Genomic DNA, 19,416 nt, shown 5'->3' on the forward strand with positions numbered 1-19,416 from the left:
TATCATAACGATCGGCAGCTTCTTTCCCGAATACTTGTAAGATATAATCAGAAAGTTTGTTACTCTTTGACGTGCATATTAGAGGGGTATGTCAGAAGAAAATCAGCACATAGGTGCAGTAGCCGAGATCGACCGACGAACGTACATTAAAAGCGGCGCATTCACTCTCGGAACCCTTTCGATCCCTCTCAGCGCTTCCAGAGAAGCCAGTGCGCGTAGCCGAGAGTTACCACACTCGATCTCGATCGTGAGTGACGATGGCCGACGCGCTTTCTATCGCTTTACCATCAGTGAACGCATCGAGGCACGATGGCAGGCTGACCTTTCCAATGCTGACTACCCCGATGGAGTCGAAGGACGAACCGCCTTCGGGTCCGTTGCTGAGAGAGGGGCAGACAATTTCCATTTTGCTGGCGAGATTGCGAACTTCGTCCTCAGTGGACCGGCGACGGTATACATGAATGGCGATGAGATCGACGTAAAGGAGCGCTGGGGGCCATCCCTCCCTCAGTCACTCGTTATCACCAGCGAAAGCGATCAGCGTGCCTCCTACGAATTCGACGTGAGTGGTACCATCGAACCAGGTGCAGTTGCAGACCTCTCGAATGGCACTCACACGGATACAGTCGATGACGGTAGCGCAATCGGCTGGGTTGCAGAGGGTGGTGCGGATAATTACTTCTTCTCAGGCAATCTCACGCATTTCTCGTACACCGGGCCCCTTTCGGTCCGTAAGAATGGCCAACAGGTCGATCCGGATTCGCTCGGCTCACGCGATTCGGTTCCCGTACAGATCGAAACTATCGTGACGAACCTCGAAGTACCGTGGGGGACCGCATTTCACGGAAACACACTCTATCTTACTGAACGCCCTGGACGGATCGTGAGGATCAACTCGGGTGCCCGAGAGGTGGTCGCCGACCTCACTGACGAAACGCGGGCTAAAGGCGAAGGTGGCTTACTTGGGCTTGTATTCCACCCGCGCGACCCAGACACTGCTTACGCTTATCAGACATATACCAACGAGAGCCGACCTGCTAACCGCATTCTCGAGATCGACGTCACGGACGGGTTTGCTCCGAGCGTACTGTTCGACGGAATTCCGGGTGCGAACCGTCACGATGGCGGCCGGCTCGCAACAGATGGTGATACGCTATACGCTACGGTTGGCGACGCGGACGACCCTGCGGCTGCTCAAGACCCGTCGACACTCAACGGATCGGTGCTTCGGCTGACGTTTGACGGCGAACCCCATCCGAATAATCCGTTCGATAATGCAGTATTTTCGTATGGTCATCGTAATCCACAAGGTCTCGCGTTTCACGATGGACGACTCTATAGCACCGAACATGGCCCTGACCACGACGATGAAATCAACATCCTTGAAGCGGGTTTGAACTATGGATGGCCCGATGTTATGGGCACTAGCGGAGGCGAATACGCAGATCCTATCGCCACATACACACCAACCATCGCTCCGGGAAGTCTGACTTTCTACGACGGACCGATTACTCAGTGGCAAAATGAGTTCTTCTTCGGGACGCTCGCTGGCGAACACCTTCATCGCGCGCGAATTCGAGGTAGTACGGTCGTTGATCAAGAGCGATTGTACGTTGATGAATACGATCGACTGCGAACTGTCTTCACAGGACCGGATAATCACCTCTATGTTACGACCAGCAATCGTGATGGACCAGGCACGCCTATCTCAACAGACGATAGACTTCTCCGAATTCGGCCGAAGTGACCTCCAAAAGTGGGGTGGATAGTTCACTCAAAGCTTGGAGATATCGTCTGTTGCTTCTTTTTCTGCGAACAGATAAAAACAATTCTCGCAATGGTAGTCAGCACCAAAGGGTGGGCTCCCCACAACCTGTTTGGACCCACAGTTCGGACATTGCGTATCTTTTTCGCTCATGTGTCTGTTCACATGCAACGCATACTAAATCTACTGGCCCGCACTTTATTTTGGATTCCCGGTCATACACTCATACCTCATTATAGGAACCTGTTTGCGATGAATTCAAACATCCACAGATGGAATTTAGAAGCGTCATGTGGACTGTCGGCTATATCTCGATGGATTTCTGTCCGACTGTATCAATCACCGCTAAGTTGGTCTGTGATTCGATTCATCCACTGATACGCTCCTTTTGCAGCACTCATTGCCAGTCCATCGGACTCGACTGTGTAGTACGTGACGAGGTCTGCTCCGAACTTTGATTTGTACCGGCACAATCGCTCGGTGTTTGCGCCAACAAGATCGTAGCTCGACACCGAATCAATCGGTGGGTCCTCGAGAACGTCTCGGATGATCTTCCAATGAAGCAAACTATTGATGCTCACTCCATCATACGAAGCGCGCGTTCCGCCAAGCCAGTAATAGACAGCGTCGTTCGAAAACAACGTGATGATACCGCCGAGATACTCCCCATCGGGATCGCGTGCGATATAGACTCGCGCTCGCTCGTCGAGTGCGATAATGGAGTCACGGACGTACGGCCAAGTAACCCCGAAATGTTCTGCTTGTTCGGCATACCGAGAAGTGGTTTCGCGGAATACCGTCTCACCACCGGCAACCCCGGTGGCTTCAATATCGAGGTCCGAATCCCTCCCCGAACGGATCTCGCGGCGGAGGCTCTGACTGAACGATGCGAGAAGATCATCCGTAGACCGTTCATTCAATGAAAGTCTGTAGGTAAACGATGGTTCGACCGAGAGATCCGCCCACTGATACGGACGTGGATCGCTGACTTCCGGAGCACAAATCATCCGACACAGCGTTCCGGAGGAATGGGCATTAAGTTCATCGAGAATACCACTCGTGAACTCGCGGTTGACTTTCTCTTGTTTTCGTCGCTTCGGACTGGTTGGCATAAGAATCGGCCCCAACCGTGGCACGCTCATTCCGGGTGGTGGCGATGAAATCACCCGGAGACCACTTGTCTGTCGAATAAATGCCGGACACATTGCTACCAACTGGTCACCACGATAGCCACCGAGAAGGATTAGATCGCCCGTCGCATAGCGGTTGAGCACAGAAAGCGCCTCAGCAGTATGGAATACCTCGAAACCAGTTTCCGGAAGCGCGGCCGTCCAGTCTTCGAAACCCAACCGCTCAATTCTCATGCAAATGGATTCCTGACATACAACAGCCGATCTTAGGACGTGTTGTGATTTCTCTCCGAAACGTCTGGCCGAAACACAATCCAAAATTCATATCATTCAGGGCATTTGGCATGAATCACGGTTCTATGGTACATAGTGAAGTCGAGGACTATTGGCTCTGTAAACGTTTGGGATTTTAGTCTCCCAAGGCCCAATGAATATAGTGCTCTCTTATCGCTGCTTGTGATTCCTCTCCTGCCTACACTTTCGCTCCTACTCGTTTACTAACGCTTCATGAGAAAAACGCCACAAGAATGGATGTAACATAAATAGTGATATAGAACAATCGAATTAATGAAAACAACCAACTCAGCAATCACCACACGCATTTGACATACCCCAAATAATAGTAGAAAACCCTCAGCACATCGAGGATTATAGAAATCTGTCTCTATAATTCACGGACAGAACAGGATTTCACCAAACAACCACAAATAAAGTGGCCGAAAGAATAATAATCCGTTTGAATGTCGCTGTCACATGAGGACTTGATTTGGCAACGCGCTGCCATCCATCACTTGTTCTACATTAGATGTATTGCAAAGCGGCCGAGTCTGGCGACCAACCGCCACATTGATGAGCGCATGCTCTAACTCACAATGGTCAGGTTCCCATGAGAGATTCGACCCTCTTCCGGCGGGGCGCGGTTGCCCTGCTTGTCAGCGTATTGGTGGTAAGTGCCGGCGCATCAACCGCACTCGCTGACGCCGGTACGTCCGATACCGGACCGTCCAACGTTCAATCTGAGCACGCGAATGAGAGCGACATCACAATCAACGGACTCGATCTCGCCTTCAAAGACATCCAAATCACCGGCAATGCTCTCCCCGAGATGAGTATCGACGAGCGCACCTATTCGATTGACGAACGCACCATCGCACTCAACGGAATGACCATGACGATCAACGACACTGAGATCGGGGTCAACGAACTCACCATCACAATTGAGGAGTCGACGCTTTCGATCCAGAACGTCGGCATCGGCAGCGAGTAAAGCCACCGAGAAGCCGCTATCCGACCCACCCGTTACACCAACCACTATCACGAGAGCGAGGGTGGGCAATACTACCATCCGAGCGCGTGGCTTTCACCGAACATAGACACTACGCGCACCACCGAATCCACTACCTTGTTGTAGACCCAACACTTGCTATGCCTGTCTTGTCGCTACCTGACCCGCCGCTCGAAGATGCGCTCGATCTTCTCAACACGGGCTTCGAGTGCGGCGGGATGATCACGCTTGTCGGCGAGTGCGAAGTCGACTACGACGGACGCGCGTCAAGTCATCTCCCGCCCGGTGAGCGATTAGTGATTCTCAAACCCGATGGCACGCTGTTAGTTCACCGTGACGAGCAGCGCAAGCCCGTCAACTGGCAGCCGCCCGGATCGACACACAGCGCTCGCATCGATCGCGATCGCCTCATCGTTGAGAGTGTCCGCTCTTCCCCGCACGAAGAGATTGAAATTGTCTTCGAGACGCTCATGCAGGCTACATTACTGGAGTTAGACGATGCATCGGACCTCGCCCTTGCAGGCAGCGAAGAAGACCTCCGCCAGCGGATTCTCGCTGACCCTGACGTACTCGAAGCTGGTTTCAAAGCGATGGTGACCGAGCGCGAGACTGCCGCCGGAGCAATCGACATCTACGGCCAAGACGCTGATGGCACTCCTACTGCGGTCGAGCTCAAACGCCGCCGGGTGGGTCCCGATGCAGTCGGTCAACTGAATCGCTACGTCGAAGCACTCGAACGCGATCCTCCAAGCCGATCTATCCGAGGAATCTTAGTTGCTCCCTCGGTGACCGATCGGGCCGAGGAACTACTGGCAACCGAAGACTTGGAATTCATCTCTCTCACCACAGAAGAGTCGGGGCTATCCCAAGGACGCAGCTCACCAAATTCCGAGGAGTAACAGTTCCTGAGGCGATTCATTCGAGCCAAGGATTCCAAGCGAGTTCGAGAATCATCGGCTCAGTTCCGGATCGATTAACCTTTCGCAAATGACGAAATTATTATTGAAACTCACCCAACAGTTTTATGACTTTCTGTGACTTCCTATGACATAGAGATGCCGATCAGTCGAGAGGAGTTCGAGCACGATCCGAGCGAGAGTATCCCCTTCGGGCCGGGTACGCAACCCCGAACGGTCCTCCAGTTCCTCCTGGAGCACCCCGAAACAGCCTATACACAGACAGAGCTCGCCGACGCGACCGGGATTCAGCGCGGGAGTCTTGGGAAAGTTCTCTCACGGCTCGAAAATCACGATCTCGTCCGCCACCGTGACCGCTACTGGATCATCGCTGACGATGACCAGCTTGCGTCAGTCTCAGCAGCCAGTACTGGACTCCAGTCGGCCGCCGAGACCTACGATGATGACTGGTACGCGCAAAACCCCGATTGGGCCGATGACTTCGACCCCGAACAGGATGCATGGACGCCCACCGACACTGAGGATGATGGATGATCCCGCCGCGTGGCACGGTCGTCACGGCTACTGATCCGTTCGGGGAGGCACCAATCCGGCCGTTTGTTCTCGTTTCGGATGCGACGACAGGACATCCATTCCCGGACAACGAATCCGTCGGTATCGTCGTGACGACAACTCAGCGAGAGAGGGCCATTCCGATTTCGCCGGCGTTCGATGAAGGTGGGTTGCCGCGTGAGAGTTTCGTGTCACCGTGGAACCCCGTTACGCTCAAAGAAGAGATGCTACGCGACGAATTCGGCCGCATCACCACCGAAACGGTCGATGAGATTGCGAACGAAGCCGCACAATACATCCAGACCGACGAATGACCGACGACATCTTTCTCCCTGACAGCGTGGGGGATCGCCTGTGCGACCAGCAGCAGGCGATCGAGGCGTGCGAGCACGCGCTTGACGCGCTCGACGGCGGCGACCTCTCGCGCGCCCACGCGCTGCTCGATAAAGCGCGTGCAGCCGTTGAGCGCGCCCAGCACGACGCCACACCGACACAGGAATAGCGCGAGACCGCCTACGATTGCTACGAGTGATGCGGACTGTTCACGGGAGTTCTTCGACGGCAGCCATCAGCTCGTCTTCAGCCGTCCATACGAACAGTCGCCCCTCCCGGTCGAGGAGGTCAAAGCCATCGAGTTGGAGCGCGCTGTACGGCTCGCTACCATCAAACTCGTCATCGAGCGTCGATTGGTCATACTCACGCTTGAGGACGTGCGCTCGTTCGAAGTAGGGCTGATGGAGAAAGAACATCCCTTGCTCGACAAGGAATCCACTGCGGTTGTGTTCGGCAACGCCAACGAGATATGTCGCGTAGTCAGCGAGAATGCGAAACTTCACCAGCGTATTCGACCACTCACCGCGAATGTCCACCATCAGGAACGCATACACGTCGGAGCGACGGTTCAATCGGTCTTTGACGAGTTGGAGCCGATGGATTTCTGGCGTGCCGTAGCTTCCGAGCACGAAATATGAACTCTCGTACTCGAACAGCGGCGTCAGTTCGGCAACCGCGTCGAGTGCTTGTTCGTATTCGCGCGGCGAGAGCGTATCGAGGTGGGCATACTCAGCAGCGCGGTCGGCGATATCCTCAACATCCGGCTCCGAATGGTCGTCCATACGCTGGTTACGAAGCAACCAGTATTATATCTTGCTCACCAAATCAGCCGCCAGTTCTGCAACCAAATTGGTCGAGGTAAACTATTAGTACCGGCAGGACGAACAACTACTCATGAGCGAGACAGCATCGACGGACGGCTTCGAGGGCGAGCAAGAGCGCGAGCGGTTGCACGTCGCAACACAGGACACGCGGTTCGTCCTCCTTCAGAACATTCTCGGCCACCCGTCACAGCTCCCCTCGATGAAAGAACTCGCCTACGTCAATCCAAGCAAGAGTGAGGGAACGATTTACCAACATCTCGAACGGCTGGTTGAGGCGGGTATCGTCGAGACATACATGCTCCCATCGGACCGACGCAAACGCGACCTTCCGTATAAGTTCTATGGACTGAGCGATGAGGGACAGGCGTTTCTCGATCGCCATGGCCTGTTGCGCGCCGAGGAGACGTTACGCGCGGTGTACGAGCGCGTCGAGAAAAATGAACAGATCAAACGCTTCGAGCGTGCGCCGCGGCCACAATAGAGGACAAGAGACAAATGAGCGACGACGTTCACCGGCCCGACAACACAGAGGACCGTTTGGATCCTCACGACCACCAGCAAGCGGTCGAAGCCTGCGAGTACGCGATTGACGCGCTCCACGGTAGCGACCTCTCGCGCGCCCACGCGCTGCTCGATGAGGCACGAGCGGCCGTCGAGCGTGCCCAGCACGATGACAACGAGCAAGCCTACCGCGAAACTGCCTACGACTGCTACGATTGATGGCTTCAGAGTGGCCGCCAGCGCCGCCCGAAGGCTACCGGAAGCACGACCCCGAATACGAACAGTCATGGTTCGTCACGGCTATCCTGTTTTGCTGGCTTATCGGCGTATTCGTTGGTGTTCTCACCTTCGTTAGTGCCGTACATGGTCCTGATACCGTTGTTCGCATCGTCCGAGTGATTTTGCAGCCCGACACCGCCAGCGAGTGGGCAAGCTATATCGGATGGGTAGTCGGCACATTCGCCGTTCTGCTTGTCGGTCACGAGGTGCTGCATGCATTCGCCGGACGCTGGTTCGGCCTACGAACGGCGTTCCAATTCGAGTACCACCACCCGCTGAGTTGGTCGCCGGAGATCGTCACGTATGGTGGATTTCAGTCGCGTAGTCAATTGCTCGCGATAGCGCTTGCACCCCTCATCATCCTGACGCCCGTGAGCATCGTCGCGCTCGTCTGGAGCCAACATCTCTGGATAATCGCCTCAGCAGCGGTTCTCGCACTCGGCAATTCCGCAGGTGCGGTGGGCGATCTCGCGTCCGTATGGACGTTCTGGGATTTGCCGGATGGCGAACTCATCTATCACGATAGCGAGGGCCGACGACAGTATTACACGCCAATGAACGAAGAGAAGTGATGCTTTGAGAAACGTCAGCGAGAGCTGTAGTGATTATCGGAGCATCCCATAGTTTTGCGTGAATCGTTTCTAGCAGCTGGGAGATCCACCGTGCGAGATACAGGGCGCGTATCTTGCATATCGTCAGCACTCATTCTTATCCCGCCAGCCCTCCGGCCCCGCAGGGGTCGTGAGGGTCCCCGCGGTGCGGCGTAGTACCTTGGGAAAAATACATCAACTGGCGAGATCGATAGTAGATATCTAATGTCTCTCCGCAATTCGACTCTCCGCTACTTTCTAATAATCGCTATACCCTCCACTCTTGGATCGGTTATCATCTCTCAGTTCCCAACGCTATCTGTCGGTGCAACATCCGTACAGACGAGTTTGATAGTGGCATTAGTCGCAGGAATCCTCCTCATATCAACCGCGATCTCAGCTTATTGGTCTGGCAAGCAGCGAGTAGGTCTGCTATTTGGGATGTTTGCAGCCGGCATACTACTATCCCAGATTCAATATTCAATACTTCCAACGCTCGGGGCTCTCACTTTGTTAGCTTGCGCTGGGATTGGGCTGGAAATAGACAAGCGTCTCCTAAGTATGGTCTCTCAACAGTAATCGAATCTATACCTGCAAATAGACACTTGCCTGCTGACAAGGTGGTGTTCTGGCCCTATTCGACCTGCTTGAATCTTCTCCGTATGAAACCGATTGTTATTCCGGTGCCACCAACGAAAAACGCCAATCCGATTGCTAGTGCTGCTGTGGCTAGCTCTGTTTCGGGCTGGCGGACAAGCATGATCCCGGCTCCGAGGATGGCTCCACCGGCAACCATGATGTAAAACCGATATCAAGCCGCACCTTCTGGGCCACCAATCCATAGCTGTCCGCCTAAGATCGCTCCAGTACCAATGCATACGAGCTGAAGTCAGGCAGGTAGTTTGATCATGCATGGCTGGGCTCGAAACCAATACCGAGATATGATTTCACCGAGACTGTGTATGACGAATCAACCCGGCCGACCTCTGGTTCGTCGAAGGGAGATGCTTCAGGGGCAATCTCGATGCACGCACGGATTGTATTTCATCGAACAGATGAACGGTGTGTGGCGAATAGGGGATAGCATGAATCTGACAGCTTCACAAGTGCTTTCCCAACTGGCGACCCTCGTCGACGAGTATCTGTTGGGATGGGTACTCGCTTCTGTCGCAGTTGGTCTTCTTGCTCCATCGCTTGCTGTCCTCACGGTGTTTTCAACGCCCATCCTTGCGGTAATGATCGGAAGTATTTCACTCACGCTCACAGTCGAGCAGTTCCGAGCGATACGCGGGCGTGCACTTGGTACAATCATACTCGTTCAAGCGAGTATGCCGTTCATCGCCTTTGGGCTCGCTCAACTACTCGAAGTATCACCCGCGCTGACTGCAGGATTCGTTATTCTCGGTGCAGTCACACCGGAACTCGTCACACCAGTGATGACGAAACTGAGTGACGGAGATACTGCTCTCTCGGCGACGGCACTCGTTATGATCGGTCTGGGAACCGTCGGATTCATTCCACTAGTCGTCGCTGTTCTGCTTGCGGGCACAGTACGCGTGGATCAGTGGGCGATCGTGACGGAACTCGCATTCGCGGTGGTACTGCCGATGGTGATTGCGATCGGCATCCGGTGGCGGTGGCCGACCCGTGTCAGTCACTACGAGGAGTGGTATCCATCGGTGTCGGCACTCATGGTGATTCTGATTATCGGGATTGTGACCGCGGCGAATGCATCGTTGATTCGGACTGCTGGTCCGGTGCTCTTCGTTGTCGGCCTCGGTGCGGTTGCACTCAACGGGTATGGATACGCTGCTGGATGGCTTGTCGGTCGTCGGTTTCCACGAGAGGAGCGAATTGCAGCCACGCTCTCGGTCGGCATGCGTGATTTCGCAGTCGCCGCAGCCCTCCTTGTGGCGGCTGGCTTCCCAGCTGCTGCAACCCTCCCAGCGATTTTGTTCGGGATCGTTGAGATGACATCGAGCGCTGGGTTAGCGCGGATCTTCTCAGGCGGGTCGTAGACTATTCGAAGTCCCGATCAGAGCGCTACCAGCACCAATTTCAATCGAGTTTTAGTCGCGAGAGGCGCATCGCGTTAACTCCTCACGCCCAGACTCAAAGACGAATGCTATTGCGTTATGTTGAGGTCGCTATCGGGTCATGCTCCGGTTGGAGGAACATCACGTTGACTCGCCCAACGGCGTCGAAATCGCGGAGCTGATAGACGAGTTCTCGAATCCGCATCGCTGATCCCTGGCAGAAGATCGTTTCGAGACACCATTCGCCGTGGTGCATATGGTGGGTTGTCCAGATGATTGACTCGAACTCGTGCTGGACTGTATGTAACTCGCCGATGACAAGCGTGTGTTCGTAATCGAAGGCGAGTGCAGCGACAGCAGGTCCCTCTATACCTTCAAGGCTCGTATGGCGCTCGATGTACTCCTGAATTGCCTCGCGCACGGCACGAGAACGTGATTCCAGCTCTTCGTTCTCCCACGTTTCGTCGAACTCATCGAGAACCTCCTGTGGAACATTGAGACTCGTTCGCATCGAAAGTGGGTTGGACCGTGCCAACTATGAACTTCATTATTACGTATCCATCGAATCGGCCATAACAACCCCTATCAATCGATGTTCCAGTAGCATCCGTATGGCAAATGGGGTGGTAGGACTCGCAGTTGGTGCAAGCGCTCTCGGTCTCCTGCATGGACTCGCACCGGGCCACGGATGGGCAATCGCCGCGAGTTACGCGCTCGACAAACCGAACAAGTGGTTCTACGGTGCCGCATCGAGCCTCATCCTCGGGGTTGGTCACCTCATCAGCAGTATTGCGATGGTGGTCGTGTACTTCTTCGCGCTCTCGTATTTCGATCTGACGCAGATTGGGTGGATGAACTACGTGGCAGGTGGGCTGTTGATCGCACTCGGAATCTGGCAGTATTTCAACGATCACAACCATACTACTGAGGAACACGACAACGATCACGACGAGGACGCTCACGACAACGATCACGGCCATTCTCACGACCACAGTCATACACATACCAATAACGAAAACACTGGTATGTTTGCTCGACTCCGGCAGGCTATTCCGTTCGTGGGTGGCCCCGACCATTCACACTCGCACGGTCCTTCCGAGGAGGATGCGGATCAAGGATTGTACGGGATGGCTGCACTCGCATTCGCGCTCGGGTTTGCCCACAACGAGGAGTTCGATATCATCGCGATCTGTACGGGATCGGCGTACTGCCTCGAACTCATGGCCCTCTACGCGATATCGGTCATCATCTCGCTCGTTGGGATCACGCTCGTGCTCGTAGCTGGCTACGAGCGCTACGAAGATCAACTCGAACGATATACCGAATACCTGCCGACGGTCACGGCAGTGATCCTCGTCGGGATGGGGATTGGGTTCATCGCGGGTATATTCTAACCCCAAGTCAATCGATCGGAACCGAAGTAAGAACCGTGCGGGTGCCTAAGAGTGATTTATACGAAGTGCTTTCGGGTGGCCCGTGTTTCCTGTCGGCGACTATTCCGAAGATCGAGGCCCGGAGACAACTTCGCAGATCGTGTTATAATAGATATTTTGCCATCCACGATCATTCGACAAACGGTGCGTACAGAGGTTGAACGTATCACTGGCAGCGTAGCGGCAGACGGTCGGAATGCTTTCGGTGATTCGTCAACAACCAGAAATATGGCGACAACCGTTGAGACTCCGGAAACAGACGAGACGTGTGCATACTGTGGTTCGCGTATCTTCGACCACGACCCCATCTGTGTACGCGACTGCACCGCCGATTGTGGCTCACCTCTCTACTTCTGTAACTACGCGTGCCTATCGGCGTATATCACCGAGAACGAGCTGACCTACGGCGACGCCTGCGAGTGGTCGCCCGAGTAGCACTCGTTTCCTCTAGGTCTCCTCCGTTGAGAAATCCGCAGAACGATCTCCTGGCCGATTCGCTATATCTTGCTCTGAAATCGATTTCGTGAGAATTGTTCGATGACACCTTCGGTCTGTTTCTCCTTCGTCGTCTGGCTCCTTATTGGAGCTCGCTTATTGTATGTAGCTATTCTTCTTGGATATTTGGTGGGTCGACATGGATCATCGAGCCTTCCTGATTTCTTCGTTCTCGGTCGTATACTTCCTTAAACCGACGAACTTAGCAGCGTATCAAGATCGCCGTCTTCACTCAATTCAGTCAATGCACGGTTCACCAGTTCCCGTACGATGAATTCTTCGTAGTGCTGGGTTTCGCAGTACTCACAGGGCTTCATCTCGCTCGCGGCGGCTTCGATCTCCTCGCCGTGGGCAGCGTACAGTTGTTCGATCAGCTCGGCCATCCCTTCCCGGGCCGTTCCCCCGGCGTCGTCGAGGGTCGTTTCGGCGCTTTCGGAGAGTTCGTAAGAGAACACTCGGGTGTTCGATTTGTAGAATTTCTGTGTTCCCCCGCCAGCCTCTTCGAGCCGCGACAGCTCGACCATCCCGGCCTCTTTGAGCACGTTCACGTGGTGACGGACGGTCGTTTCTGCCTTCTCCTCGCCACGTCGTTCGAGTTCTGTGTTGATCGCTTCGATGGTCATCTCCTCGTCGGCGAGCATGTCAAGAATCTTCGCGCGGACATCGTTTTCGAGCGCCTTTGCTTTCGCCGGATCGGTCGTGATGACGTCCGTAATCGGCACCTCGGCTTCGAGAAGACTCATTATGCGTCGCTACGCCCGCAGCCGAATTAAGACTGGCGGTGGAAAATTTGTACTGCTGCGATATACCCTATACCGTTATTACTATAGTCATAATGGCTAAATGGCTTCCCACCCAATCCCTCGTGAGATGGCCACGAAACAGGTGCAGTACAACATCGGTGGCATGAGCTGTTCGTTCTGCGCCGAGACGATCAACAAGGCCTACGGGCGAACCGAGGGCGTCGGGGATGTCGATGTGAGCCTCGCTCACGAGGAGCTTCTCGTCCAGTACGACGACACGGTACTCTCGGAAGCCACGGTGAAAGACGTGGTTCGTGATCTGGGATACACCATCCGGGACTCGGACAAGCAGAAACGCTTCGAACAACAGCAGGCGGAACTCGAAGCAGGCAAACGTAACCTCCTGATCAGCGGTGTCGCATCGCTGATCGCGCTCGCACTGATGGGTGTCATGGTCGCAACGAACGGCTGGAATCTCTTCGCTGAGACCGAGTCCCCGATCCAGTGGACGATCCAACTCGGCCTCGCACTCGTGACGATGTTCGGGCCGGGCCGCTACATCCAGTCCAAGGCGTACAATAGCCTCAAGAGAGGAATCTTCAACCAGCACGTCCTCTTGGAGGCGGGTGCGTTCGCTGGTCTATTCGGCGGGTTCCTCGGCATTTTCGTCTTCACCGGCTCGGGCTTCCCAGTGGTGCATTTCTTCGTGGTGGCGACGTTCATCACCACCTATCACATCCTCTCGGAGTACACCAGTCTCATCGTCCGGACGCGCGCCTCGCGGGCGGTCAACGACCTCATGGACCTCCAACCCGACACCGCACGCCGAGTCGACGAGAACGGCGACATCGAGGAGGTCGAAGTCGGCGAGCTCGCGGTTGGTGATCGCGTCAGAGTGAAGCCCGGCGAGAGCGTCCCCATCGACGGCGAAGTTGTCGATGGCGAGAGTGTCGTCGATGAGTCGGTAGCGACCGGCGAGTCCGCACCGGTCGACAAACAGCCCGGCGACGAGGTCATCGGCGGCAGCGTCAACGAGACTGGCACTCTGCTCGTCGAAGTGACCGCGACCGGTGACGACGCGTTCCTCAATCAGGTGGCCCGCCAGATCGAGGAGGCCCGCGCGATGAAACCGGGGATCGTCCAGCTTGCCGACCGAATCCTGAAATACTTCGTCCCTGGTGTGCTCACCATCTCGATCGCGTCGTTTCTCTTTTGGACGGTTGCTCCGACCGTCCTCCCCGGGACGGTCCTCGGGACGGGGCCGCAGTTCGAGACCGCCGCGTTCGCTGCGCTGGCGGTGCTCGTCTTGGGCTACCCCTGTGCACTCGGAATGGCGACGCCGTTGGCACTCATTCGGGGTGGAGGCGAGGCCGCCAAACGCGGCATCCTGATGCGTAGCGGCGACGCCTTCCAAGTTTTCCAGGATGTCGATCACATAGTGCTCGATAAGACCGGCACCATCACTGAGGGCGAACCGACTGTCGATACAGTTGTCGGCATCGACTGTGAGGCGATCGACGCAAGTCGCTCCTCATCTGACGGATCGTCCGACGGTGATCACGCAGAAATCGATGTCCTCCGGACGGCCGCAAGCGCAGAGGCATTCTCGGAACACCCGCTCGCGGAGGCCATTCTCGACTACGCCGACGCCCACGACGTCGACTTCTCAGACCCGGAGGAATTTGATTCGGTGACGGGCAAGGGGGTGACGGCGACCATAGACGGCGAGAATGTCCTCGTGGGCAAGCCTGGCTGGCTCGAAACCGAGGGCATCGATCTCTCCGTGGCCGACGAAGCGATCGACCGTCTCCAGAGAAAGGGACTGACCACAATCGGTGTCATCGTTGAGAACGATCTCCTCGGGCTTGTCGGGATCGGTGACGAAACCAAGACCGACGCAACCGAGACAGTCGGCCGCATGAAGGAGAAGGGCGTGACGCCGATACTGATCACGGGCGACAACGAGCAGACCGCCCACGCAGTTGCCGACGAGGTAGGGATCGAGCGCGTGATGGCTGGAGTCCTCCCGAACGACAAGCGCGAGGAGGTCGAGACGATCCAGGATCAGGGCCACCGCGTGGCGATGGTGGGTGACGGCATCAACGACGCGCCCGCGCTGACGCAAGCAGATATCGGGATCGCCATCGGTGCAGGGACGGATATCGCCATCGAGAGCGCCGATATCGTGTTGATGGGCGATCGCCTCGGTGGCGTGATGGATGCCTACGAGATCGGCGAGACGAGCTACACGAAGACCAAGCAGAACCTGATCGCCGCCTTCTCATTCAACGGCATCGGGGTGACGGCTGCAACGACCGGACTCGTCCACCCGGTGTTTGCGATGATCGCGATGGTACTATCAGTATCGGCAGTGCTGGCCAACAGCTTCGCCGGCCAACTCCTCTCGGGCGAGAGCATCAAGACTGATTTCAGTATCGAGAGGCAGCAACCGGGCAAGGGTTCTGCGGGCCACGACGGTGAGGAACCGCCCGGTCGTGGCACCGAGACGTCCGACACCAGCGTCTAACCCATCCATCTGCTACTAGACCAGCTGGATGGGTAGTAAGCTCATGAAGAGAGATACGCTTAGATCGACGACCGGCGATTCGGCACCGATGATCAGTCACTGGCTCCTTATGCAGGAAGATCGAACCCAGCGTCGTAAATCGCGGTGGCGAGTGTTTCTTCATCGGTGTCGTCGCTAACGACGACTTCAACTTCATCGGTTTCGTGATCGGCATCAGCGCGACGGACACCCTCAATGTTCGTCAAGGCCTTCGTCACAGTTTGCTCACAGCCAGTACAATTCATGTCCTCAACGGTGATCGTTTGGCGTTCCATGGTGAACCCAGATAGGGTCGATCGCAGTATAATCCTTACGACGAAATTCATAGCGATGTCATAAATTTAGTCTATCTACATTCACTCTCTGTCGTGAGTGCGGAACTCATGATGCTGTCTTCTTCATTGACCAATGACGACGCCGCGGGTAGTTCGGAAAACAGAAGTTTTCGAGGGCGACCAGAAAACCCCCATTCATTATATACTGTTCGGCGATGTCGTTAGGGTGTCCGAATGTACCTATGAATATCGCCGCCTACGTCCGCGTCTCGACTGACGATCAGAACGAGAATCGCCAGATGCGTGCGATCCGCCAGACTACAGCGAGGAGGACAACCAAATCGAGTGGTTCTGCGATCTCGGCGAGAGCGGAGCCTCTGCCTCACCTGAACTCGGCTAGGCCAATTTATCATGCATAGCTCCCGGCGAAAAATAGGCTGTCGATATAAGTTTCATTTTCAAAAGGTGACGAACCCTATCTATCCGGATTCAGAGATCAGCAACAATCGCTGCTGGTCTCGCAGACCTCGCCGTACTCGACACCAGTCGTGTTACTGATCTCTTCATTGCACTGTTCCAGTAGCGGTTCGAATTCGGATTCCGTCGATTCGGCTTGCGTGTCGGCAAGTGCCTCACCGAGGCTTTCGGCGGCAGCCAAAACGTCGCTCTCGGTGGTGCTCAACAGCAGCCACCTCCGGTAGACTGAGCGAATTCCTGCCCGATCCGATCGCTGATTATATCGTTGGTCTCCTGTAACAGTTCGGTGAGCTCCTCCTGGGCAGCTTGCTGCCGTTGGATGGTCTCGTTGTCGGCTATCTCGGTCTGAAGCTCTTTGAGTTCGCTCATCACCGACTGGTCGAACTCTCCATCTTGCATCCGTTGCTGTTTTTGCTCGAACTCCTGAAGCAACGCCGACGCCTCCGGATCGTTTTTGAGTGCCTCGCTGGCCTCACTGAACTGTTGATAGGTCTCGGTGTCGGTGAGCGTCTCGATGAACGTCCGGAGTTCGGCTTCGACAGCTGCCCCGTCTGATTGGACTTCGCTCATGAGATTATCACCTCCTCGTGTTTCTTCGGGAGTTCTGAGAGTCCAGTAAGCTCCTCACCGAACGCGCTCAGTTCACCCGATCCGACTGGCTCGTCCCGACGCAACGGCGCAAGCATCATCGGCGTTTCGAAGCGTTCCTTGATTTCGCCGAGGTATTTCTCCTGTTGGGCCCGTCGATTCGCGAAGAAGGCGTTGTCGCCGTACTCCTCGGGAAGCAGGTAGTTCGCAACGACGAAGGCCGTCTCGATACCGACCTGCTCTTTGAGGTCCTCAGCAGCGCGATAGGCCTCCATCATCGGGGTGAATTCAGGGGACATGACGAAGGCAAAGGAACTCTTCGTCGGGTCTTGCATCGTCTCGATGACTTCGTCGTACTGATCTCCTTTCGAAGGAGCGGCTCCCTTCGTCAGCGATCCCAAATCCATGAAGCCCTTCCAGTCCGAGGGCAGTTCCAGCAAGCGGAGCGTATGACCAGTCGGGGCAGTGTCAAAGACGACGATGTCGTAGCCGTCTTCCTGGAAGTAGCTCACGAACTTTTCAAGGGCCGCCATCTCCTCGGCACACGGAGATTCTAGTTCTTCCTCAACGTTGGAGATAGCGGCCTCGACGTCCAACTGGGTGTCCTCCTTGTTCTCGTACATCTCATGGACGTGATCGAGTACCTGCGTGCGGTACTCTTCGAGGGCTTTCTCCTGGTCGATACGGGCCGCATCGAGGTTTTCCCGATTCACCGATGTGGGATCGTGACCGACTGGCTCACCGAAGATGTCTTCGAGATGTGCAGCCGGATCGGTCGTGACGACGAGCGTCTCGTAGCCGGCTTCCGCGAGTTTCGTTGCCGACGTCGCGGCGACGGTGCTTTTGCCGACGCCGCCCTTTCCCGTGAAAAACAGATATCGGGTGCCCTCGTCGGGCTGGAGTTGTTCGGCGACCGATTCGGGGTCCGCCAGCGCATCGATATCGACCGACTGATCGGGGTCGACGTTGGTCGCCGTGCCGACATCGATGGTCGCCTCGTCACCGTCGTAGATAACGCCGCTGACATCCGAGAGGAGATCGGGACCGGCGATCTCGCCGGGCTGGAGCGGATACGTTGCTATCGCGTCGGTGTCAAACTCGGTTCGAGCTCGCTCGATGACTGCTTGTTCGTCCTCGCGTTTCCCCTCGAAGAAGGGGTCCTCACAGACTGATTCGGGGAGGTAGCCGTTGATTATCAACAGCTGTGACTCGATACCGAGTTCGCCTAGATCGGCGGCGCTACGCTCGATTTCGTTGAGCGAGGAGTCCTCGGGTTCACCAACGAAGGTAAAGGAGGTCCGCTCGTCGTCTTGGAGCGTGTCGATGGCGCGCTCGTACTGGGCCTTTTTGTCCTCCATCGAGGCGGCAGGGCCGATACAGGTTGAGCCACCCTTTTCGAGTTCGGCGTTCCAGTCCGAGGGGAGTTCCATCAGCCGGATGGTGTGGCCGGTCGGGGCAGTGTCGAAGACGACAACATCATACTCCGGGCTGTCCATGAAATCAACGAAGTTGTCGAAGGCAGCGATCTCCTCGACACACGGACTGTTGAGTTGCTCCTCGACGGTCTCCAGTTGCTCGTCGTCGAGTAGTTCGCGCATCGGTTCGATTGTCTCTTGGCGGTACTGCTCGGCCGCCGTGTCGGGGTCGATCTCGATGGCGGAAAGGTTCTCGATGCCATCGATGCCGGTCACGCTGTGGCCGATCTCTTGCTCAAAGATATCCGAGAGGTTCGGTGCCGGGTCCGTCGTCACCAGCAGCGTATTGTAGTCGTTGTCGGCAAGCCACGTCGCCGTGGCACAGCTGACGGTACTCTTGCCGACACCACCTTTGCCGCTGAAGAAAACGAACTCGGTGTCCTCACTGTTTGGTTCGACGATTTCTCTGGCTGTAGTCGTTGTGCTCATTACTTAAGCCCCGAGGCGGCGTTCTGTGCAGTACCCAGTTCGGCTGCGAGTTCGTCGTAGGAAGGATACTCCGACTTGGTGACGATGTCGCCGTCAACGACGACGATCGGCAGAATCGAAGGCCCATTCTCCTGAACCAAGTCGTAGATACGCTGGGTCTCGAGGAACTGGTCGATATTGTGTTGCATGTTCGCGCGTGTTACGTCGACGTCGAACTCGTCTTCGAGTTGATCGAGGGCAGCGCTGACCTCGACAAGTTCGTCGTCCGGGTCCGGTCCACAGACGCCAGTGGAACAACACATCGCTTCTTCATACAGTGTGAGTTCAGTCATTCGTGGATTAGTAATCTCCGTTCAATCGAATAGGCGGTACGTCGGGTGCGTTTTGTGGCTATCTCGATTTCCATCGTTGGCTTCAGTTGAACAAGCTCTCATGTGTACATGAATCCTTTGGCCGGGAGTCGCAGGAGTCGAAAAACGAATGCATCAGTCGTTGACGACTCGCCGTCGGCGAACGTGATTGTTCGATAACAGCAGGCCAGCGCTGGCGAAAACAAGCAATCTCTCATCTCGTCGCTTCAGATTCGGCGAACGAGTCCGGGAGAAGTAACTGTGACCGAACGGATTCGTTAGATCGAGCGGCACCGTCGAATGGTCGTACTAGAGTTCATGAACCAAGTTCATATGAGAGATTCCCGAATCGTTGGTGTATCACGGAAGGGAT

General features: G+C 55.6%; 22 protein-coding genes and 1 pseudogene. 14 read left to right on the plus strand and 9 right to left on the minus strand.

Translation table 11 applies throughout. The features are described 5' to 3' along the window. Window positions 1–88: 88 nt before the first annotated feature. Window positions 89–1,747, plus strand: a complete 1,659-nt coding sequence (locus MUK72_RS17585) for a PQQ-dependent sugar dehydrogenase (protein ID WP_244706625.1) — start codon at window positions 89–91, stop codon at window positions 1,745–1,747. Window positions 1,748–2,100: 353 nt separating this feature from the next. Here MUK72_RS17585 and MUK72_RS17590 read toward each other — a convergent pair whose 3' ends face one another. Next, window positions 2,101–3,129, minus strand: a complete 1,029-nt coding sequence (locus MUK72_RS17590) for a GNAT family N-acetyltransferase (RefSeq protein ID WP_244706626.1) — start codon at window positions 3,127–3,129, stop codon at window positions 2,101–2,103. A 652-nt stretch (window positions 3,130–3,781) separates the two neighbouring features. On the opposite strand from MUK72_RS17590, the gene MUK72_RS17595 reads away from it, so the two are divergent. The 5 genes from MUK72_RS17595 to MUK72_RS17615 all read left to right on the plus strand — a co-directional run bounded on the left by MUK72_RS17595 (window position 3,782) and on the right by MUK72_RS17615 (window position 6,151). After that, window positions 3,782–4,162, plus strand: a complete 381-nt coding sequence (locus MUK72_RS17595) for a hypothetical protein (protein ID WP_244706627.1) — start codon at window positions 3,782–3,784, stop codon at window positions 4,160–4,162. Between the two features lie 158 nt (window positions 4,163–4,320). After that, the gene (nucS, locus tag MUK72_RS17600) at window positions 4,321–5,079 is read left to right on the plus strand and encodes an endonuclease NucS (RefSeq protein WP_244706628.1); all 759 of its coding nucleotides are present in this window, start codon (window positions 4,321–4,323) and stop codon (window positions 5,077–5,079) included. 156 nt (window positions 5,080–5,235) lie between these two features. Next, window positions 5,236–5,631, plus strand: a complete 396-nt coding sequence (locus MUK72_RS17605) for a MarR family transcriptional regulator (protein WP_342346251.1) — start codon at window positions 5,236–5,238, stop codon at window positions 5,629–5,631. Then, the gene (locus tag MUK72_RS17610) at window positions 5,628–5,963 is read left to right on the plus strand and encodes a hypothetical protein (RefSeq protein WP_244706629.1); all 336 of its coding nucleotides are present in this window, start codon (window positions 5,628–5,630) and stop codon (window positions 5,961–5,963) included. The genes MUK72_RS17605 and MUK72_RS17610 overlap by 4 nt, the downstream gene beginning before the upstream one ends. Further along, window positions 5,960–6,151, plus strand: a complete 192-nt coding sequence (locus MUK72_RS17615; RefSeq protein WP_244706630.1) for a hypothetical protein — start codon at window positions 5,960–5,962, stop codon at window positions 6,149–6,151. The genes MUK72_RS17610 and MUK72_RS17615 overlap by 4 nt, the downstream gene beginning before the upstream one ends. Before the next feature lie 40 nt (window positions 6,152–6,191). Here the strand turns inward: MUK72_RS17615 and MUK72_RS17620 are convergent, their stop codons facing one another. After that, window positions 6,192–6,764 (minus strand): DUF8170 family protein, encoded by a 573-nt coding sequence (locus tag MUK72_RS17620; RefSeq protein ID WP_244706631.1) that lies wholly within the window; start codon window positions 6,762–6,764, stop codon window positions 6,192–6,194. Window positions 6,765–6,876: 112 nt separating this feature from the next. On the opposite strand from MUK72_RS17620, the gene MUK72_RS17625 reads away from it, so the two are divergent. From MUK72_RS17625 to MUK72_RS17640, 4 genes are all read left to right on the plus strand, one after another. Continuing rightward, window positions 6,877–7,287 carry a PadR family transcriptional regulator gene (locus MUK72_RS17625; RefSeq protein WP_244706632.1) on the plus strand — a complete coding sequence of 137 codons (411 nt, stop codon included), beginning with the start codon at window positions 6,877–6,879 and terminating at the stop codon, window positions 7,285–7,287. A gap of 14 nt (window positions 7,288–7,301) precedes the next feature. Further along, window positions 7,302–7,526 carry a hypothetical protein gene (locus tag MUK72_RS17630; RefSeq protein WP_244706633.1) on the plus strand — a complete coding sequence of 75 codons (225 nt, stop codon included), beginning with the start codon at window positions 7,302–7,304 and terminating at the stop codon, window positions 7,524–7,526. Further along, the gene (locus MUK72_RS17635; protein ID WP_244706634.1) at window positions 7,526–8,158 is read left to right on the plus strand and encodes a DUF3267 domain-containing protein; all 633 of its coding nucleotides are present in this window, start codon (window positions 7,526–7,528) and stop codon (window positions 8,156–8,158) included. The genes MUK72_RS17630 and MUK72_RS17635 overlap by 1 nt, the downstream gene beginning before the upstream one ends. A 1,055-nt stretch (window positions 8,159–9,213) precedes the next feature. Next, window positions 9,214–10,194 (plus strand): bile acid:sodium symporter family protein, encoded by a 981-nt coding sequence (locus tag MUK72_RS17640; protein WP_342346252.1) that lies wholly within the window; start codon window positions 9,214–9,216, stop codon window positions 10,192–10,194. A 115-nt stretch (window positions 10,195–10,309) separates the two neighbouring features. Here the strand turns inward: MUK72_RS17640 and MUK72_RS17645 are convergent, their stop codons facing one another. After that, window positions 10,310–10,723, minus strand: coding sequence for a CopG family ribbon-helix-helix protein (locus MUK72_RS17645; protein ID WP_244706635.1), 414 nt, complete (start codon window positions 10,721–10,723; stop codon window positions 10,310–10,312). Between the two features lie 100 nt (window positions 10,724–10,823). On the opposite strand from MUK72_RS17645, the gene MUK72_RS17650 reads away from it, so the two are divergent. Both MUK72_RS17650 and MUK72_RS17655 read left to right on the plus strand, forming a co-directional pair. Then, a complete protein-coding gene (locus MUK72_RS17650; protein WP_244706636.1) occupies window positions 10,824–11,606 on the plus strand; it encodes a hypothetical protein in 783 nt (260 codons plus the stop codon). A gap of 267 nt (window positions 11,607–11,873) precedes the next feature. Further along, complete coding sequence (locus tag MUK72_RS17655; protein WP_244706637.1) at window positions 11,874–12,080, plus strand: hypothetical protein; 207 nt, start codon at window positions 11,874–11,876, stop codon at window positions 12,078–12,080. Between the two features lie 248 nt (window positions 12,081–12,328). Here MUK72_RS17655 and MUK72_RS17660 read toward each other — a convergent pair whose 3' ends face one another. Beyond that, a complete protein-coding gene (locus MUK72_RS17660) occupies window positions 12,329–12,883 on the minus strand; it encodes a winged helix-turn-helix domain-containing protein (protein ID WP_244706638.1) in 555 nt (184 codons plus the stop codon). Between the two features lie 127 nt (window positions 12,884–13,010). Between MUK72_RS17660 and MUK72_RS17665 the strand changes: the two genes are divergently transcribed. After that, a complete protein-coding gene (locus MUK72_RS17665; RefSeq protein ID WP_244706639.1) occupies window positions 13,011–15,410 on the plus strand; it encodes a heavy metal translocating P-type ATPase in 2,400 nt (799 codons plus the stop codon). Window positions 15,411–15,517: 107 nt separating this feature from the next. On the opposite strand, the gene MUK72_RS17670 is transcribed toward MUK72_RS17665, so the two are convergent. After that, window positions 15,518–15,724, minus strand: coding sequence for a heavy-metal-associated domain-containing protein (locus MUK72_RS17670; RefSeq protein ID WP_244706641.1), 207 nt, complete (start codon window positions 15,722–15,724; stop codon window positions 15,518–15,520). Between the two features lie 242 nt (window positions 15,725–15,966). Between MUK72_RS17670 and MUK72_RS17675 the strand changes: the two are divergent. Beyond that, a pseudogene (locus MUK72_RS17675) lies at window positions 15,967–16,109 on the plus strand (recombinase family protein); the annotation flags it as partial. A 111-nt stretch (window positions 16,110–16,220) separates the two neighbouring features. On the opposite strand, the gene hcsS reads toward MUK72_RS17675, so the two are convergent. The 4 genes from hcsS to arsD are packed head-to-tail and all read right to left on the minus strand — an operon-like array spanning window position 16,221 to window position 19,025. Further along, complete coding sequence (gene hcsS / locus MUK72_RS17680; protein WP_425311112.1) at window positions 16,221–16,406, minus strand: halo-CC-star protein HcsS; 186 nt, start codon at window positions 16,404–16,406, stop codon at window positions 16,221–16,223. Continuing rightward, on the minus strand, window positions 16,403–16,771 hold the full coding sequence (gene hcsL / locus MUK72_RS17685) for a halo-CC-star protein HcsL (protein ID WP_244706644.1): 369 nt from the start codon (window positions 16,769–16,771) through the stop codon (window positions 16,403–16,405). The genes hcsS and hcsL overlap by 4 nt, the downstream gene beginning before the upstream one ends. Next, window positions 16,768–18,693: an arsenical pump-driving ATPase gene (gene arsA / locus MUK72_RS17690; protein ID WP_244706646.1), complete on the minus strand. Its 1,926-nt coding sequence runs from the start codon at window positions 18,691–18,693 to the stop codon at window positions 16,768–16,770. Before arsA ends, hcsL begins: the two co-directional genes overlap by 4 nt. Beyond that, on the minus strand, window positions 18,693–19,025 hold the full coding sequence (gene arsD, locus MUK72_RS17695) for an arsenite efflux transporter metallochaperone ArsD (RefSeq protein ID WP_244706649.1): 333 nt from the start codon (window positions 19,023–19,025) through the stop codon (window positions 18,693–18,695). Before arsD ends, arsA begins: the two co-directional genes overlap by 1 nt. Between the last annotated feature and the right edge of the window lie 391 nt (window positions 19,026–19,416).

The organism is Halococcus dombrowskii, assembly GCF_022870485.1.
GTDB classification, from domain to species: domain Archaea; phylum Halobacteriota; class Halobacteria; order Halobacteriales; family Halococcaceae; genus Halococcus; species Halococcus morrhuae.

Coding starts and splice junctions, on each gene's coding strand:
- MUK72_RS17585 (WP_244706625.1), top strand. CDS start 89: ATGTCAGAAGAAAATCAGCACATAGGTGCAGTAGCCGAGATCGACCGA.
- MUK72_RS17590 (WP_244706626.1), bottom strand. CDS start 3,129: ATGAGAATTGAGCGGTTGGGTTTCGAAGACTGGACGGCCGCGCTTCCG.
- MUK72_RS17595 (WP_244706627.1), top strand. CDS start 3,782: ATGAGAGATTCGACCCTCTTCCGGCGGGGCGCGGTTGCCCTGCTTGTC.
- nucS (WP_244706628.1), top strand. CDS start 4,321: ATGCCTGTCTTGTCGCTACCTGACCCGCCGCTCGAAGATGCGCTCGAT.
- MUK72_RS17605 (WP_342346251.1), top strand. CDS start 5,236: ATGCCGATCAGTCGAGAGGAGTTCGAGCACGATCCGAGCGAGAGTATC.
- MUK72_RS17610 (WP_244706629.1), top strand. CDS start 5,628: ATGATCCCGCCGCGTGGCACGGTCGTCACGGCTACTGATCCGTTCGGG.
- MUK72_RS17615 (WP_244706630.1), top strand. CDS start 5,960: ATGACCGACGACATCTTTCTCCCTGACAGCGTGGGGGATCGCCTGTGC.
- MUK72_RS17620 (WP_244706631.1), bottom strand. CDS start 6,764: ATGGACGACCATTCGGAGCCGGATGTTGAGGATATCGCCGACCGCGCT.
- MUK72_RS17625 (WP_244706632.1), top strand. CDS start 6,877: ATGAGCGAGACAGCATCGACGGACGGCTTCGAGGGCGAGCAAGAGCGC.
- MUK72_RS17630 (WP_244706633.1), top strand. CDS start 7,302: ATGAGCGACGACGTTCACCGGCCCGACAACACAGAGGACCGTTTGGAT.
- MUK72_RS17635 (WP_244706634.1), top strand. CDS start 7,526: ATGGCTTCAGAGTGGCCGCCAGCGCCGCCCGAAGGCTACCGGAAGCAC.
- MUK72_RS17645 (WP_244706635.1), bottom strand. CDS start 10,723: ATGCGAACGAGTCTCAATGTTCCACAGGAGGTTCTCGATGAGTTCGAC.
- MUK72_RS17650 (WP_244706636.1), top strand. CDS start 10,824: ATGGCAAATGGGGTGGTAGGACTCGCAGTTGGTGCAAGCGCTCTCGGT.
- MUK72_RS17655 (WP_244706637.1), top strand. CDS start 11,874: ATGGCGACAACCGTTGAGACTCCGGAAACAGACGAGACGTGTGCATAC.
- MUK72_RS17660 (WP_244706638.1), bottom strand. CDS start 12,883: ATGAGTCTTCTCGAAGCCGAGGTGCCGATTACGGACGTCATCACGACC.
- MUK72_RS17665 (WP_244706639.1), top strand. CDS start 13,011: ATGGCCACGAAACAGGTGCAGTACAACATCGGTGGCATGAGCTGTTCG.
- MUK72_RS17670 (WP_244706641.1), bottom strand. CDS start 15,724: ATGGAACGCCAAACGATCACCGTTGAGGACATGAATTGTACTGGCTGT.
- hcsL (WP_244706644.1), bottom strand. CDS start 16,771: ATGAGCGAAGTCCAATCAGACGGGGCAGCTGTCGAAGCCGAACTCCGG.
- arsA (WP_244706646.1), bottom strand. CDS start 18,693: ATGAGCACAACGACTACAGCCAGAGAAATCGTCGAACCAAACAGTGAG.
- arsD (WP_244706649.1), bottom strand. CDS start 19,025: ATGACTGAACTCACACTGTATGAAGAAGCGATGTGTTGTTCCACTGGC.